General features: G+C 28.5%; 14 protein-coding genes. 5 read left to right on the plus strand and 9 right to left on the minus strand.

Annotated features, from left to right (window positions below):
• Positions 1-359 precede the first annotated feature (359 nt).
• From RI01_RS00690 to RI01_RS00710, 5 genes are all read left to right on the plus strand, one after another.
• Positions 360-1,922: an ABC transporter substrate-binding protein gene (locus RI01_RS00690; RefSeq protein WP_017192740.1), complete on the plus strand. Its 1,563-nt coding sequence runs from the start codon at positions 360-362 to the stop codon at positions 1,920-1,922.
• A 99-nt stretch (positions 1,923-2,021) separates the two neighbouring features.
• Positions 2,022-2,957: an ABC transporter permease gene (locus RI01_RS00695; protein WP_017192741.1), complete on the plus strand. Its 936-nt coding sequence runs from the start codon at positions 2,022-2,024 to the stop codon at positions 2,955-2,957.
• A 29-nt stretch (positions 2,958-2,986) separates the two neighbouring features.
• A complete protein-coding gene (locus RI01_RS00700) occupies positions 2,987-3,853 on the plus strand; it encodes an ABC transporter permease (protein WP_017192742.1) in 867 nt (288 codons plus the stop codon).
• Between the two features lie 157 nt (positions 3,854-4,010).
• On the plus strand, positions 4,011-4,994 hold the full coding sequence (locus RI01_RS00705) for an oligopeptide/dipeptide ABC transporter ATP-binding protein (protein WP_017192743.1): 984 nt from the start codon (positions 4,011-4,013) through the stop codon (positions 4,992-4,994).
• A complete protein-coding gene (locus tag RI01_RS00710; RefSeq protein WP_017192744.1) occupies positions 4,991-5,779 on the plus strand; it encodes an ABC transporter ATP-binding protein in 789 nt (262 codons plus the stop codon). Before RI01_RS00705 ends, RI01_RS00710 begins: the two co-directional genes overlap by 4 nt.
• 32 nt (positions 5,780-5,811) lie before the next feature.
• Here RI01_RS00710 and RI01_RS03985 read toward each other — a convergent pair whose 3' ends face one another.
• The 9 genes from RI01_RS03985 to pheS form a co-directional block, all read right to left on the minus strand.
• Complete coding sequence (locus RI01_RS03985; protein WP_017192745.1) at positions 5,812-5,943, minus strand: hypothetical protein; 132 nt, start codon at positions 5,941-5,943, stop codon at positions 5,812-5,814.
• Positions 5,944-6,056: 113 nt separating this feature from the next.
• Positions 6,057-7,250 (minus strand): extracellular solute-binding protein, encoded by a 1,194-nt coding sequence (locus RI01_RS00715; RefSeq protein WP_017192746.1) that lies wholly within the window; start codon positions 7,248-7,250, stop codon positions 6,057-6,059.
• Positions 7,243-8,043: an ABC transporter permease gene (locus RI01_RS00720; protein ID WP_017192747.1), complete on the minus strand. Its 801-nt coding sequence runs from the start codon at positions 8,041-8,043 to the stop codon at positions 7,243-7,245. The genes RI01_RS00715 and RI01_RS00720 overlap by 8 nt, the downstream gene beginning before the upstream one ends.
• Entirely contained in the window at positions 8,027-8,875 is an 849-nt protein-coding gene (locus RI01_RS00725; RefSeq protein ID WP_017192748.1) for an ABC transporter permease, read from the minus strand. The genes RI01_RS00720 and RI01_RS00725 overlap by 17 nt, the downstream gene beginning before the upstream one ends.
• Positions 8,876-8,881: 6 nt before the next feature.
• On the minus strand, positions 8,882-10,177 hold the full coding sequence (locus RI01_RS00730; protein WP_017192749.1) for an ABC transporter ATP-binding protein: 1,296 nt from the start codon (positions 10,175-10,177) through the stop codon (positions 8,882-8,884).
• Positions 10,178-10,248: 71 nt separating this feature from the next.
• Positions 10,249-12,072, minus strand: a complete 1,824-nt coding sequence (gene lepA / locus RI01_RS00735) for a translation elongation factor 4 (protein ID WP_017192750.1) — start codon at positions 12,070-12,072, stop codon at positions 10,249-10,251.
• A 98-nt stretch (positions 12,073-12,170) separates the two neighbouring features.
• Positions 12,171-13,088 carry a ribosome small subunit-dependent GTPase A gene (gene rsgA, locus RI01_RS00740; protein ID WP_017192751.1) on the minus strand — a complete coding sequence of 306 codons (918 nt, stop codon included), beginning with the start codon at positions 13,086-13,088 and terminating at the stop codon, positions 12,171-12,173.
• 14 nt (positions 13,089-13,102) lie between these two features.
• Positions 13,103-15,493 (minus strand): phenylalanine--tRNA ligase subunit beta, encoded by a 2,391-nt coding sequence (gene pheT, locus RI01_RS00745; RefSeq protein WP_017192752.1) that lies wholly within the window; start codon positions 15,491-15,493, stop codon positions 13,103-13,105.
• 50 nt (positions 15,494-15,543) lie between these two features.
• A complete protein-coding gene (gene pheS / locus RI01_RS00750) occupies positions 15,544-16,578 on the minus strand; it encodes a phenylalanine--tRNA ligase subunit alpha (RefSeq protein WP_017192753.1) in 1,035 nt (344 codons plus the stop codon).
• Between the last annotated feature and the right edge of the window lie 203 nt (positions 16,579-16,781).

Below are 16,781 nucleotides of genomic sequence, written 5' to 3' on the forward strand. Positions count from 1 at the left end.
AACTTAATAGTTAGTCTTAAAGAATTTTTAAAAAGCAAAAAGTGTCTAAAGTTTTGGAACAGTTCAGGCTCACCCGTTTAATAACTATTTTTTCTTTTTTTCGGCAGACACAAAAGAGTTATTTTTAGAAAAAGCTCTTAGTCAATGTTATGAGACATTTTTCTAAGAGATAAGTTTATATTTCTTCTTAAACAAGTCTTTTGGACAAGTTTTTAACCCTTTTTGATTTGGATAAGTCATAAAAAATACAAAAATGTATCAATATCTTCTCCAAAACCTTGACAAACAAAAAAAAACATATATAATTTATATTAATATGCGGTCATTTATTAAATAATACAAAAAGGAGCATTTTTTATATGTCAAAAATAAAAAATAATAAGAAATTAGTAATTATAATTACTAGCGTTTTATTAGGCGTTTTATTAGTTTGCGGTGCGCTTTATTTTTATAAACCTGGAAAATGTACAAAAGTTATGTATATGGTTTGGGCAACAGATATTAAAGGTTTCGATCCGACTAACAAAACACATTCCAGTTCTGCAACTTCCGAAAAACTTTATTTAGCTGTTCACGATACTTTAATTGTTGAGGATAAGGTTAATAAAAAAACAGTTGGTAGGTTGGCTGAAAAATGGGTTAAGGACGGGAATGAAATTACTTTTACTCTTCGCGATGATATCTTTTTTCATAACGGTAAACCTGTAACAACCGAAGATATTGTATATTCTCTTCAAAAAGGAATAAACAACAATAATAATGATTATTCAGATATGATTCAAGATTTGAACGTTTTAGATGATAAAAAAGTAAAAGTTACAATTAAAAATGATCTTTTATGGTGGACTTCTGTTTTCGAAAGATATAGAATTTTATGTAAATCTGAAGTTGAAGCTGACAACGATAAAGGTTTTAAAGTCGGTGCAGGTCCATATAAATTAGTTAATTATGAACGCGATGACAAAATATTTTTGGAACTTTTTGAAAATTATTGGAATAAAGAAGCCATCAAAGAAAGTTTGAAAAAAATTATGATTAAAATTCAAAAATCATTTGAAACCACTTTACAAGAACTAGAATCAGGAACAATTGACTTAACTGTGGATGTTCCCTCTAGTCAAGTTAATTCTTTAAAAGAAAAAATATTTAACGAAACACTTAAAGGTTTAGAAATAGTAGAAAATGCAAACGCTTACGGTTTGCAAATTTATATGAATGCAGCGCGCACAAAAAAACCAGCACGTCAAGCGATAAGTTTAGCTTTAAATTTCCCTCCAATGATTTCTGCTTTACAATTGCCTGGAACACCCTTAGATACTTACGTTCCAAGCCTTTTAGTTGGCCACAATGAACAAATTAAACGCAAATACGATATGGACGCAGCTAAAACAATAGTAAGCGGATTATCAGCTGAAGATAAAAAAATTAAATTAGGTTACAACAATAAAGACAGCTTTCAACTTCCTAATAAAATAGCAGAAAGTTTAAGAGAAGCTGGTTTTGATGTTACAACAGAAGACGTTGACTTTAATGCTTTTTTATCAGAAACGAAAGAACCTACTTCTTCCTATAATATGGTTTTATTAGGCGAATTGCATGAAATGGGTTACGGCCACAAAGCTTTATGTGATTATTTCTTAAAGGATTCTCAATATGCTTTCCCTCACATTCAACAAGGTGATGCAATAGATAAATCTAAAGGCGAAGTGATCGATTCTAAATTGAGACAAGCTCAAAAAACAAGCAATTTAGACACATATACAACTTTAGTAAAAGAAGTTCAACAAATTTTAAATGATGAAGTTTATGTAATACCTATTTACGAAGGAAAAGTATACTTCTTAAAATCTTCTAAAATAAAAGACTTTACATGTGATATTTTTTATAGAATAGATTGGGAAAAAATAAAAAAATTAGCATAAAAAAATAATAATGAGTTTTAATCCGAATTACATATTTTTATATTTGGGTTAAAAACCATCATTCTTTTTTAAATAAGAAAATAATTTTGAGGATAAAAAATGATAAAATACATTTCAAAAAAATTTTGTTATAACATGATGATTTTTATATCTGTTATTTTTATAAGTTTTTTTACCGTTAAATTAATACCTGGCGATCCTATTAGTGCGATTACAGGGTTGAAAGGTGGCAACCCAGCACAAAGAAAAGTTTTAGAACATGATTTAGGTCTTGATTTGTCTTTGTTAAAACAATTTACCAACTACTTAACACAAATATTTTTTCATTTTGATTTCGGCAAATCGTATTATAATGATAAATTACCAGCCGTAAAATTATTTTTTAAAGCTTTCAATAACACTTTTAAATTAGCGTTATTGAGCACTTTATTTGGTTCTTTATTAGGCATTTTATTCGGAGTTCTTTCGTCTTATTGGCAAGGTAAGAAAAAAAACTTACTTTTAAACGGTCTTTCTGTTTTTGTGATGTCGTCACCTACTTTTGTTATCGCTTTTTTAATGCAATTATATTTAGGAAAAATGTTTCATTTGCCTAGATCAGGTTTTGACACTCTGCAAGCGATGATTTTACCTGTTTTAAGTTTATCTTTAGTCGTGAGTGTTTCGGTTTTTAAAATAACTCAAACCAGCATGAAAGAAACAATAGAACAACCTTATATCAAAGCAGCTTACGCTAAAGGATTGCGCCAAAATCATATTATGTTTAAATATGCTTTAAAAAACGCGTTAATTCCTGTTGTGGCTCATATAGGTTTAATGTTTAGTTATTTAATTGGTGGTGCTATAATTACTGAATTCGTTTTCAATATTAAAGGAATTGGAAGTTTAATCATCTCATCATTCGAGAATAGAGATTATTTAGTATTGCAAGGCAGTATCATTTTATTAGCTTTATTTATTAGCCTTTTTAACTTATTGTTAGATTTTGCTTACGCTTTATTAGATCCTCGTATAAATAAAAGTTTGAATACATAAATTTTCAAAGAAAGGATAATCAAATTTAAATGTTAAAAATAAAAAAAATACCACAATCGATTCATACGATGTTTAAAACAATCAAAAGCAATAAAAAGATTTTAATTGGTTCTTTATTTTTAACCCTTTTAATTGTATTATCTTTTGTGATGCCTTTTTTTTCTTTTATCAAAAATCCTAATGTATCACCTTATAAACGCTTACAAGGAATTAGTTGGACCCATTGGATGGGAACTGATTCCACTGGTAGAGATTTATTTAGTAGAGTTATATATGGAGCTAAAATTTCTTTAAAAATAGCTTTTTATTCTGTTATAATAAGTAGCATAATAGGTTCTTGTTTAGGAATTATGGCGGGTTATTTTAGAGGATTTTTTGATACTGTGATTAATTTTGTATGTGATATTTTAGTAGTTTTTCCTGATTTTATTTTAGCTATCGTAATTATGTTCTTTTTAAATAAAAGCATGACTTCGTTAGTGATTGTTTTAAGTATTTCTCGTATTCCTTCTTTTATCAGAGTGATGAGAGCTAATACGATGAAAATAAAACAAAAAGATTTTATTAAAACTTCTAAAGCGTTAGGGGCGAGCGATATCAAAATTATTTTTAGACATGTTTTGCCTCATTTAACGTCTTTTTTCATCATTCAAATTACTTTAAGTATGTCATCTGCTATTCTAACCGCTTCAGGACTAGGTTTTATCGGTTTAGGACTAGATCCACAAATTCCTGAATGGGGAAGTATTTTAAGTTCCAGTAAAAGTGATATGAGATGGCATTTCTATCTGTTTTTAGGACCTTTCATTGTGATCGTTTTAACGTGTTTATCTTTTAATTTGATAGGTTCTGGTTTGATAGAATATTTTGACCCTAAAAACGAACAACAAGAATAATAAATCTTTTTTTCAACTAATCGGAAAAAGATGGCTAACCAAAAGATGTCTTGAGGATGATAAAAGAATGATAATTGGTTCCTCTAAAAAGATTTCTTTTTAATAAACAAACGTGGTTTTAAGTCTTATTTAAACAAATAAAAAGGATTTGAACAAAATGATAAAAAATAAAATTTTAATTAAAACACAAAATTTATCTAAATGTTTTGACTTAAAAAAGGCTTTTTTGAAAAAAAATAATATCGTTTTAAAAGCTAATAATAATATTAATTTATCCGTTTTTCAAGGAGAAACTTTAAGTGTTGTGGGCGGCTCTGGTTCGGGAAAAACAACTTTAGGACAAACTATTTTACAAATTGAAAAACCTACTTCGGGTAATGTTTTTTATTATAACGACGAACAGGAAATAGATTTAACGCTTTTATCCAACAAAGAAACATGTTTATTGAGAAAAGACTTACAAATTATTTTCCAAGACCCTTTTTCTTCTTTAAATCCTCATTTGAAAATAGGAGATATTATTGGCGAAGGTTTATTGATTCATAAAATGGTGAAAAGAAAAAATGATCATGAATATAAAAAGATGATTTTGCAGATAATGGAAAAATGTGGAGTTGATTTATCTTTTTATGATCGTTTCCCTCATCAATTATCTGGTGGACAAAGACAAAGGATATCTATCGCTAGAGCTTTGATTTTAAAGCCTAAATTTGTCGTTTGTGATGAGATAGTCTCAGCCTTAGATGTTTCTATTCAAGAGCAAATTTTAACCCTTTTGGATGATTTAAAAAAACAATATCAATTGACTTTTTTGTTTATCACTCATGATTTAGGAGTAGCGCGTTATATTAGCGATCGTATAGCGGTCATGTATTTGGGTAAGTTAGTGGAATTAGCGCCTACAGAGAAAATTTTTAAAAATCCCCAACACCCTTATACCAAACAATTATTAAACGCTATTCCTAAGTTAGAAACAGAAAAAGAAAATTATTTTAAAATTGCATATGAAACTGATAAAGTCTCTTTTTTATACATATCAGGTCAAAAAGATCTAGATTGGCACGAAGTGTATCCTAATCATTTTGTTGCTTGTACTGTTAAAAATAAAAAAACCAGTCAAAAGGATGGCAAAAAAGCATGAGTTTATTAAAAGTTAATAATTTACATACTTATTTTCAAACTCAAAAAGGTTTCATCAAAGCGGTGGAAGGGGTTAGTTTTGAATTGGAAGAAGGGCGCACTTTAGGCATTGTAGGAGAATCTGGTAGTGGTAAAAGTCAAACAGCTATGTCTATTTTACAATTGTTTGAACCCAATCAAAAAATACACCAAGGAGAAATTGTTTTTAACAAACAAGTTATTTCTAAGTTTGACACTCAAGAAATGCAGAAAATTCGTGGCAACGAAATAGCAATGATTTTCCAAGATCCTATGGCAAGTCTGAATCCAGTTTTTAAAATTAAACACCAAATAATGGATGTTTTAATGTTACACCGTAAAATGAACAAAAAAGAAGCTTATAATAAAGCTTTAGAAATGTTAGGTAAAGTAAAAATTAAAAATCCCCAAATGATTATGGAATCCTATCCTTATCAATTATCCGGCGGCATGTGCCAAAGAGTTATGATTTCCATCGCTTTAGTTTGTGAGCCTAAAATTTTAATCGCTGATGAAGCGACTACTGCTTTAGATGTTATCGTGCAAAAAGAAATTTTAAACTTAATGAATGAATTGAAAAAAGAACAAAAGATCTCTATTTTGTTCATTACTCATGATTTAGGGGTTGTTTCTCAAATGGCAGATGATATTATCGTTATGTACGGAGGCAAAGTGGTAGAAAAAGGTTCTACTAAAGCGATCCTACATAATCCACAACACCCTTATACTAAATCATTATTAGCTAATTTTAAAAAAACCGGTATATAATAATCCTGTTGATATAAAAGATTATTGTAATGTTATAAAGATAAAAAAGACCCTTTTAAAGGGTCTTTTTTATTATTGGGAAAATTATTTTTTGTTTTTAAATTTTGGTTTATTTCTTCCAATAAAGCATTATTGGTTTCTAATAATTTATTTTTTTCTTCCATTAATTTGTTTTTTTAACTGTTTTTATTGCAAAAATTAACATGAAAATGAACAAAACGAAATTGACTAAATGTATATGACATTTTCGGCGCTCATGAATTAATATTTCTCCTTTTTATTTTTTACGAAAATATTTGATAAATTGGAATAAAAGCAGAAGTAAGATAATGAATAAATTGATAAATAATAAATAATTATCTTGTGGTCTTGGGTGAGCGTAAATTTCATTCCAAGAATCATTTATTTCTTTTTTTATTTCTTTATTATATTGATACATTTGATCGCCGTCTTTTATTTCAATCTTTAATTCGCCATCTTTTGTTTCCTTATAAGGCGAATCGTAACCGATAAATTCGGCGTTTTTGCTTATATTTTTTTCGTCCAACAAGAAGTTGATGAATTCATAAGCTCCTTTGGTGTTCGCATTTTTCGGTAACACGATGCTATCAACCCAAATATTGGTACCTTGTTCTTTTTTGTCACCTTCATCAAAAGGATAAAACTCTAAATTCTTATTTTGTTTCATTAAGAATCTAGCGTCGCCGGAATAAGTTAAAGAAATATCGTATTTTTCTTCGCCTTGGATTTTCATTTGATCAAGAAGTTGATCAGTAACAAAAGATAATTTATTATTGTTTTTTTTCAATTCTAATAGCCACTTTTTAGCTTTAATGATTTGAACTGAAGTAGGGTTTTGAATATTTCCGCCAGTAGCCTTTAAACCGATAAAAATACCTTCAAAAGAATTATTATATAAAGAAATTTTCTTTTCCGGATTCATCATTGAATTTTTCCAATTTTGGATTTCATCCTTGTTTATTTTTTCTTTATTATATAATAAACCTAAATTTCCCCAAAAATAAGGAATCGTGTAAGGTTTTATATTTTGAGGTAATTTATTATCATATACGTCTTTAAATGTTTTTGTCAATCTATCTATTTCTTTTTTTTCTTTAAATTTATCAATTTTATCGTAATCGATTTTTTCCAATAAATTCGGATCTTCTTTGTTTAATTTTTCTATCGCGTATTCGCTCAAAATAGCAATATCGTATTTATCCCCGGCTTTAATTTTATTAACAGCCAATTCATTAGAAGAAAAAAAACTTTGTTTAATGACGTAGTTTGTTGATTGTTTGTTAAATTCAGTTATAAGACTTGGTTCTATAAATTCACTCCAATTAAACAAAATAATAGTTTGTTTTTCTGGATGAGAAGAGTCTTTTCTCATTATTTTATATGCTAAATAAAAAACGTTAAAAAAGACCATCAAAAGACCGATCCACAAAAGATATTTTTTTTTATTCATGTTTTTTAGAGTCTTTTCTTAAATTTAAATAATTTAATAAAATTTTAATTATCACAAATAAAATTAAAATAGATGATAAAGCGTTAATAGTAGGATTAACGGTTCCTTTTAAACTATAAATATAAGCGGATATATTTTGATAGTCTGCTCCACCAGCGAAATAAGAAATAATAAAATCATCAAAAGATAAAGCGAAAGCGATACTCGCACCAGCCAACATCGAACCTTTTAATTGAGGCAAAAAAACTTTGATAATGGTTTGCAAGGGTGTAGCGCCCAAATCATAAGAAGCTTCAATTGAATCTATATCTAAAGTAGAGGATTTAGCGTAAACAGTGACCAAAACATAAGGTACACTAAAAGAAATATGAGCTAATAACATACGCCAAAAACCACTAGTTAAACCCACAAAACTAAATAAAACAAACAACGCTAAAGCGTTAATTATTTCCGGAATAATGATCGGCAATTGGTTAACATTTAAAACCACTTTACGCCATTTCTTTTTATAATTCATTAAAGAAATAGCCGCTAAAGTGCCAAAAATAGTAGCAAAAAAGGTCGATAAGAAAGCGATTTGAAAAGTAACTATAACAGCGGATTTAATCGAATTATCTTGAAATATTTTACAATACCATTTAATCCCAAATTTGTTAAAATGCACTAAAGATGCTATTCTTCCTTCGTTTTCATTAAAAGAAAAAATAATTAAGGAAATAATAGGAAGATAAATAAAGATCATCATCAAAATCAAAAAGAGAGAGGAAAAATTAGTTTTATTTTTCTTTTGCATAATCATTATTACCTTTATATTTGTTACTTTTTTTAAAAAAAGTTAAAATTAAAAACATTAACAAAGTTAAATTAACTGCCATTACACAAGCACTTTTTATATCCCCGTTTAAAAAGGTGGTATTTTCAATTAGTTCGCTAATAGAAGTAACGGTAGTGGGTCCTAAATATTTAGGTACAACAATATTGGTAACTATTTGTAATAAAATTAAAACAGTTCCGGCTAAAACCCCTGGCAAAGACAAAGGGAAAATTATTTTAGTAAAAATTTGTTTTTCGTTAGCTCCTAAATCTTTTGCCGCTTCCACCAAGTTCGGATCTATTTTCACGATACTCAAATAAATAGAAACAAACATATAAGGTAAAAATAAGTAAATATAACCAATAAACATAGCGATATCGCTTTCTAAAATCCTTATACCGAAACACCTTTCCATTAAAGAAAAAATTTGCACCAAAGCTTGGGTTTTTAAAATCATATTAATCCAAATAGTCCCATTAATCAATAAAACTAATATCGGTTGGATTAAGACATGGCGTTTAGAAATGATATAAGCCAAAGGATAAGATAAAAGGATAATTAAAAAAGTAGCGATAACAGCGATCGAAATCGACCTCAATAAGACATAAATAAAAGTAAGATTCTTATAAAAATTTTGATAATATTCAGTGGTAAAAACTATTTTGACTAATTTTTGCTCGTTATATTGTTGAAAGGAATCAAATAAAATAATTAAAAGAGGCACAATCACTAAAGAAACAATAATGATAAAGTACGGCAAAGACAACCATTTATAAATTTTATTTGTTTTGTTGGCGCGTGAGGATGACATATTTGTTTACCATACTTCCATAATATGTAAATCTTCTGGATTGAAAGTAATCCCTACTTTGCTATTCACTTGCACAAAATCCGTTGTATGGATTAAATAATTACGATGTTTATTGTTAATAATTACTTCCCAATGAACTCCTTTAAATAAAACCGATTGGACTATCCCTTGGATTAAACCATCTTCCCATTTGATAATATCAATATCTTCCGGACGAATTACTACATCTACTTTTTGATTTTCATCAAAACCACGGTCTACACAAACAAATTCTTTATCGTCAAACCACACTAAAAAATCTTTTTTCATCACTCCAGGAATTAAATTAGATTCCCCAATAAATTGGGCGATAAATTTATTCGCTGGTTCGTTATAAATATCTTGGGGAGTGCCTATTTGTTGAATTTCGCCTTTTTTTAAAACTACGATTTTATCACTTAAAACCAAAGCTTCTTCTTGGTCGTGTGTCACAAAAATAAAAGTAATCCCAGAATTTCTTTGAATTTCTTTTAGTTCGTATTGCATCTCTTGCCTTAATTTTAAATCCAGAGCCGCTAAAGGTTCGTCTAACAATAAGACTTTGGGTTTATTAATCAAAGCTCTCGCGATAGCGACTCTTTGTTGTTGACCGCCTGATAAATGGTTAATATCTCTATTTTCAAACCCCTTTAAACCAACTAATTTTAAATAATGCAAAACAGTCTTTTTGATAAAAGCGTCTTTTTCTTGATAAGTTAAAAGGTCTTTTTTTAAAAGATTTAATTTTTTTTGGTGTTCTTGATTAATCAGGTTTATTTTTTCTTTTAACTCTTGTTTTAATGCTTTGATTTCTGGTGCAAAACCCACTTTGAACCAGCGTTGTAACCAAGTCTTTTTAGAGGCGGTTTTAGCCATTATTTTTTCTTGATAATTTTCAATTAAAACGTTCATCTCTCTTTGAGTTTTAATCTTTAAAGCTTTGATTTTTTGGTTAGTTTCATAATTTAAATCTTTTATTTTTAAACCAAAAGCGATATTTTCTAAAACATTTAAATGAGGAAATAAAGCGTATTTTTGAAAGACAGTGTTAATTAATCTTTTATGCGGTGGCACATCAACAATGCTTTTATTGTTGAAAAGAACATCTCCGCTACTAAAATCATCAAAACCACCTATAATTTTTAAAATAGTGGTTTTTCCACATCCTGAAGGACCTAATAAAGTCACAAATTCATTAGTTTTGATTTCTAAGTTAATATCTTTTAAAATAATTTGATTATCAATGACTTTATTAATGTTTTTTAATTCGATTAAATTGCTCATGTTTTTCAACCTCTTTTGAATAAATTAAATAACCTTTGGTCTTGTTAAGTTATTAAGAGACAATTTAAATCTTAAATGTCGTTGGCCGAAAGAATAGCTAAAAAGGCTTTTTGAGGTAATTTAACTCTTCCTATTGTTTTCATTTTCTTTTTACCTTCTTTTTGTTTGGAAAGAAGTTTTTTCTTCCTAGTAACATCACCGCCATAACATTTATCAATCACGTTTTTACGCATCGATTTAATCGTTTCTCTGGTGATAATTTTTTTCCCTACAGCTGCTTGAATTGTAATTTCAAACATTTGTTTGGGAATCATGGTTTTTAAAGTTTGACAAATAGCTTTCCCTCTGTTATAAACGAAATCTTCATGTACGATGAAAGACAACGCTTCCACTACTTCAGAATTTAATAAAATATCCATTTTTTTCAATTTACTAGGGTGATAATTATCTAATTGATAATCAAAAGATGCATAACCTTTAGTCGCGGATTTTAATTTATCAAAATAATTATAAATGACTTCGGAAAGAGGTAATAGATAATTCAGAGTTACCCTTTGATCGTTTAAATATTGAATATTCTCTAATTGGCCTCTTTTATTTTGAGAAATTTCCATGACTGCTCCAATATACATTTCCGGACAAGTAATAAAAGCGTTAATATAAGGTTCTTCTACTCTTTCGATAGATTGGTTATTAGGCCATTTGTTTAAATTATCAATAATAATTTTTTTATTTTGTTTAGTAAAAACATTAAAAATTACCGAAGGAGCGGTAATAATTACTTCGATACCGAATTCTCTAACAATTCTTTCTTGGGTAATTTCCATATGTAAAAGGCCTAAAAAACCAATCCTAAAACCAGAACCTAAAACATTAGAATTTTCTTTTTCATAAAGTAAAGAAGAATCGTTTAATTTTAATTTTTGTAAAGCTTCTTTTAAACTTTCGTATTTACTTGTATCCGCTGGATAAAGTCCACAAAAAACTACAGGATTGATTTGATGATAACCTGGTAAAGCTTCTGCATTATTGTGTTTTTGTAAAGTAATGGTATCTCCCACTCTCACAGCGTCCATATTTTTAATAAAAGCAGTTAGATAACCTACATCGCCTGATGCTAAAAAATCTTTTTTAAAAGGATGAGGGTTAAAAATACCTACTTCAATTACTTCATAAACAGCTTTACTCTCCATAAAACGGATTTTATCGCCTTTTTTAACTATGCCGTTAACAATCCTAATATAAGGAATAACTCCTTTAAAAGTGTTAAAAGTGGAATCAAAAATTAAGGCTTGTAAAGGTTTAGCAGCATCCCCTTGAGGTGGTTTGATGTTAGTAATGATTTGTTCTAAAATTTCCGCCACTCCTAAACCAGTTTTACCACTAGCGGAAATAATAGTATTTGTATCTAGCCCTAATGTATCTTGAATAGCTAATTTAGTTTTTTCTACATCAGCGTTGGGTAAATCTACTTTATTTAAAACCGGAATAATGGTTAAATTATTTTCTAAAGCTAAATAAACGTTGGATAAGGTTTGGGATTGAATTCCTTGCGAAGCGTCTACTATTAATAAAACCCCTTCACAAGCGGCCAAAGCACGTGAAACTTCATAACTAAAGTCCACGTGTCCTGGGGTATCAATTAAATGCATAATATATTCTTCCCCATCTTTCGCTTGATAAAGAATTTCCACTGAATTTAATTTAATAGTAATACCACGTTCTTGTTCTAAAACCATCGAATCTAAATATTGAGATTTCATCGACCTTTTTTCAATGGTATTAGTTATTTCTAAAATCCTATCCGCTAAAGTCGATTTTCCATGGTCTATATGAGCGATAATAGAAAAATTACGTATTTTTTTTTGTCTTTGGTTAATTTTATCAAAATTCATATCAATAAACAACTTTCTTAATTAAAAAATGAGTTTCTGATATCATTTTACCTTTATTTTAATCTTTATGATCAAAAAAAAGTAAAATCCGAAAATTATCATGTTTTATGTTTAAATTTGGTTCTTTTGTTCTTAATTTCTTCTACAAAAGAAAGGTAATTATTATATCTTTTTAGAGGAATAGAACTATTTTCTACCGCTTCTTTAACTTTACATTTGTTCTCATTAATATGTAAACAACTATAACCAAAAAAACATTCTTCAGATAAAAGGACAAAATCATTATAAAAATTTTTAATTTCTTCAACTTTAATTTCTGATAAATCTAGTTTCGAAAAACCAGGAGTATCCGCTATATATCCTTCATGGAAAAAAAACAATTTCGAGTTTTTGGTAGTATGCTTCCCTCTACTTAAATGTTTAGACACTTCTTGAGTTTTTAAATTAAGCGAAGTTAAAGAATTTAATAAAGTAGATTTACCTACTCCGGTTTGTCCGGCTAAAATGGTGACTTGCTGTTTGAAAAGAGGGCATAAAACATCTAAACCCTTTTTATTAGTTTTAGTAACATAAAAAACCTGATAAAATTTTTCATAATAAGATATTTTTTCTTTTAAAAGATTTATTTTGGATGGTTCCACTAAATCTGTTTTAGTAAAAATTAAAATTATTTTTAAACGGAATCTTTGCAAAATAATTAAAAATTTATCTAATAATTTAAAATGAAACTTCGGATTTGCCAAAGAAAAGACTAAAAAGACTTGGTTGATATTAGCGATACTAGGTCTTTGCAATTCGTTAGTGCGGGGAACAATGCTATCAATTAAAAATTGGTTTTTTTTACGTTCAAACATGACTATATCGCCCACTTTTATTTTGGAGTAATCCGCAGTATCAGAATTATTTTTAATATTTTGTATTTTTCCTTTAACTTGGGCATGAATTTTTTTTTTAGTTTCTAGATCGACAATAACATAATCTTTAGTTAAAAATTCAATTATAATTCCTTTACGCAAACAAATGAACCACCTTATCTGATTTGGACTTGAAAAGATTGTTTTAATTTATCTTCTATTTTAGTCATTATTTTTTCAACATTGTTTTTTTGTAAACTTTGTTGATCGTCTTTAAAAGTAAACCTGAAAGATAAGGAATATTCATCAGTCGATAAATCTTTATTTTGATAAAGATCTAAAAGTTCGTATTTGACTAAAATATCTGATACTTCTTGTTTTAAAAATAAAGATACTTCTTCAAAAGTGTATTTTTGTTTAATTAAAAAACTTAAATCTCTAGTGATAGAAGGGAATTTATTAATATTTTGAAAAACGATGGTCTTTGGTTCATCAAAAAAGCTATCTTTTAAAGTGATATCTAAAAGGAAACTTTTTTTCAGATGATAAGCATTATTAACATTAGGGTGTATCTCGCCAATAAAACCAATTTTTTCCTTATCTAGGACAATATTAGCTTGTCTACCAGGGTGAAGGTTCGCATATTCCTTAGTTTTTACTAACTTTAAATCTATGTTTAAAAAGAGTTGAATTCTTTCCAAGACCCCTTTTAACACAAAAAAAGAACTTTCGATATCTTTTTTCAACCAACTGGAATTGAAAAATAACCCACTTAAACCTAAAGATAAATGCATGATTTCTCGGTCGGCATAATAAGCTTTACCAATTTCAAAAAAAGCGTTATTTAGGTTATTATTTTTTTGATTAAAACTTAAGACTTCTGTCATATTAGCGGCTAAATTTTGCCTTAAAATGGTTTTTTCTTTCGAGATAGGTTTAGTTACTGAAACATACTCTTGACTATCAGAAAACATTTTAAAAAGGGTTTCGTTTAATAAGCTATAAGTTTTTACTTCCATAAAACCTAAATTAGCTAATAAATTTCTTAATTTATATAAACCTTGTTGACGGTTAGTTCTTAAACCAATAGTTTTATATTGGCTTTTTTCTGAAACGTCCATATCATTATAACCACGAATACGAACTAAATCAGAGATAACATCTTCATAAATTTCCGCATCATAACGTCTAGATGGACCAACCACTTGAAAAACGTTATTTTCTGAAGTTTTAATTTGGTAATCTAATTTAGTTAAAATATCTATGACTTCTGGGGAGGAAAAATTAATCCCAGTTTTTTTATTAATCTTTTCTAAAGAGAAATTTAAAACAGGGTTTTGACGTGTTTTCAGATGAGAAGAAACCATTTTTTGGTTTACTTTAACTGAAGTTAATTCTTGTAATAAAGAAGTCGCTTTATCTAAAGCTTCTTTTAATAATGCTTGATCAATCCCTCTTTTAAAACGTAAAGCGTTTTCGTTTTGAATATTTAACCTTTTACTCGTTTGAAAAACATTTTCTGTTTGGAAAGCAGCTGTGGAAAGAATTATTTCTCGCGTTTGGTGATTAATGTTGTATTCAGCGGAATTAATCATTCCCGCTACTGAAATAATTTTTTTATCGTTGGTAATCACTATATCTTCTTCGTTTAAAAGATATTCGTTCTTCTCAGCATCAACCACTTTTTGTCCTGAAAGAGCTTGATTAATTTCAATAGTGGGTTTTTTTAAATCACTAGCATCAAAAGTGATGATAGGAATGCCATATTCGATCATGACTAGGTTCATAATATCCACTACATTATTAACTGGTTTAATATGACTGGTATTTAAAATATTTCTTAACCATAAAGGGCTAGTAGTCACTTTCACATCCGTTAAATAACGTAGATTATATTCCCAACAATGATCGTTATTGATTTTCACTTGAAAAGGGTTAACTTCTTGTTCTTCGCGAATAGGTTCATAAGAAGGGGCGATAAAGTTAAGATGTTGTTTGGGCCTAGAAATAGCGGCTAAATCTTTCGCAAAACCAATATGAGACAATAACTCCGCTTTATTAGGTGTTAAAGCTAATTCCATAAAAGAACCTTGTAATTTAAGATATTCTAGAGCTGATTGTCCTACTTGAGAGTCATCACCTAACAGTAAAATCCCCTCTTCTTTGTTTTCTTGGTCTGTTAAATATTTCAGATTTAAACCGATTTCTTCAGCGGAACAAATCATACCGTTAGATTCGACCCCGCAAAGGTTTTTTTTCTCAATAGTCGTTTTAATAGCATCTAAATAAGACCCACTTTGGATCACTACTACTTTTTTATTGACCGCTAAATTAGAAGCTCCACAAACAATAGATAAAACTTCCTTACCAATATTAACTTGCACTAAATTAAGTTTAGCTGTCTGAGGTATTTTTTCAAATTGTACTATTTCCCCTATAATTAACTCTTGGTTAGGGTTAATAAGGTCTGTGGATTCAACTTCAATAATATGGTTATTGACTAAATCTTTTAAATCATTGGGCAGTGGGAAAAGATATTTTTTTAAGATATTTTCGTTAATTATCATAAGATAACTCCTTGTTAGTAAATTATTTGATTAAAAAAAGATGATAAAAACTATTTAGCGAATTGTTTTAAAAAACGCATATCGTTATTATAAAAATGACGAATATCTTTAATACCGTATTTTAACATTGTGATTCTTTCGATACCGATCCCAAAAGCGAAACCTTGGAAAATTTCTGGATCAAAACCACCGTTTTTTAAAATTTCGGGATGAATCTGCCCTGCTCCCATAACTTCTAAATAAACGTCTTTTTCGCCTTTTTGTTTGATAATTAGATCAACTTCGAAACTAGGATTAGTAAAAGGGAAATAAGAAGGACGGAATAATAATTTCTGTTCTGGACCGAAAATGTATTGCATAAACATAATAATAGTTTGTTTTAAATCCATTAAAGTAGTGTGTTTATCAATAACAAAGCCCTCTAATTGGGTAAATTGATGACTATGAGTCGCATCATCTTTATCTCTACGGAAAACATTGCCATAAGAGATAACTTTTAAAGGTTGGGAATTACTTGCTAACATAGCTTGAATTTGGATAGAAGAAGTGTGGGTTCTTAAGAGCGATTGAGGGTTAATATTTAAATAAAAAGAATCCTGCATGTCTCTTGCTGGATGTTCTTTACCAATATTCATTAATTCAAAATTATACAAATCACTCACAATTTCTTTACCATCATAAATAGAATAACCCATGCCTAAAAAAAAGTCTTCCGCTTGTTCGAGGATTTTATTTAAAGGATGAATGGTTCCTACCGGTAATTGAAAAGAAGGTAAGGAAATATCCGTTTTTTCTTCTTTTAATTGTTGGTTTAATTGTTCTTGTTCTAAAACATATCTTTTTTCTTGAAATAAAGTGTTTATTTTTTGTTTTAAAAGATTAATAGCTTTCCCGATGGTTTTTTTTTCTTCTAAAGAGTAATTTCTTAATTCCTTCAATAAAACGGCTATTTGACCTTTTTTACCAATATATTCTACTTCGGCTTGGTATAACTGTTTAATATCGTTAATAGTTTGAATATCTGTTTTAATTTGATCCTCTAAAGTCGTTAATTTTTTTTTAAATTCAATAATGTTTGGGTTCATAAAATAACCTTTTAAATCCTTTATTTTTCATAAATTTTTAAAATGAATTTTTATCTTATTTCAATAAATATTATATATAATGTTTACTAATTATATCACAATATTTCTTTAAAAAAAGCATGTTTTTTTTCTTTTAACTTTGGTTGGCGACAAGAACAAGCTGAGGCAACAATTTATAGGTTAGTTTGGCATGTGCCTTTCTT

Origin of the sequence: Italian clover phyllody phytoplasma str. MA1, assembly GCF_000300695.1 — a bacterium.
GTDB lineage: Bacteria > Bacillota_I > Bacilli_A > Acholeplasmatales > Acholeplasmataceae > Phytoplasma.

Excerpts from the sequence above, each read along its gene's own strand:
- RI01_RS00715 (WP_017192746.1), bottom strand. The coding sequence starts at position 7,250 with ATGAATAAAAAAAAATATCTTTTGTGGATCGGTCTTTTGATGGTCTTT.
- RI01_RS00730 (WP_017192749.1), bottom strand. The coding sequence starts at position 10,177 with ATGAGCAATTTAATCGAATTAAAAAACATTAATAAAGTCATTGATAAT.
- RI01_RS00710 (WP_017192744.1), top strand. The coding sequence starts at position 4,991 with ATGAGTTTATTAAAAGTTAATAATTTACATACTTATTTTCAAACTCAA.
- lepA (WP_017192750.1), bottom strand. The coding sequence starts at position 12,072 with ATGAATTTTGATAAAATTAACCAAAGACAAAAAAAAATACGTAATTTT.
- RI01_RS00725 (WP_017192748.1), bottom strand. The coding sequence starts at position 8,875 with ATGTCATCCTCACGCGCCAACAAAACAAATAAAATTTATAAATGGTTG.
- RI01_RS00705 (WP_017192743.1), top strand. The coding sequence starts at position 4,011 with ATGATAAAAAATAAAATTTTAATTAAAACACAAAATTTATCTAAATGT.
- RI01_RS00695 (WP_017192741.1), top strand. The coding sequence starts at position 2,022 with ATGATAAAATACATTTCAAAAAAATTTTGTTATAACATGATGATTTTT.
- pheT (WP_017192752.1), bottom strand. The coding sequence starts at position 15,493 with ATGATAATTAACGAAAATATCTTAAAAAAATATCTTTTCCCACTGCCC.
- RI01_RS00720 (WP_017192747.1), bottom strand. The coding sequence starts at position 8,043 with ATGCAAAAGAAAAATAAAACTAATTTTTCCTCTCTCTTTTTGATTTTG.
- RI01_RS03985 (WP_017192745.1), bottom strand. The coding sequence starts at position 5,943 with ATGGAAGAAAAAAATAAATTATTAGAAACCAATAATGCTTTATTGGAA.
- RI01_RS00690 (WP_017192740.1), top strand. The coding sequence starts at position 360 with ATGTCAAAAATAAAAAATAATAAGAAATTAGTAATTATAATTACTAGC.
- RI01_RS00700 (WP_017192742.1), top strand. The coding sequence starts at position 2,987 with ATGTTAAAAATAAAAAAAATACCACAATCGATTCATACGATGTTTAAA.
- pheS (WP_017192753.1), bottom strand. The coding sequence starts at position 16,578 with ATGAACCCAAACATTATTGAATTTAAAAAAAAATTAACGACTTTAGAG.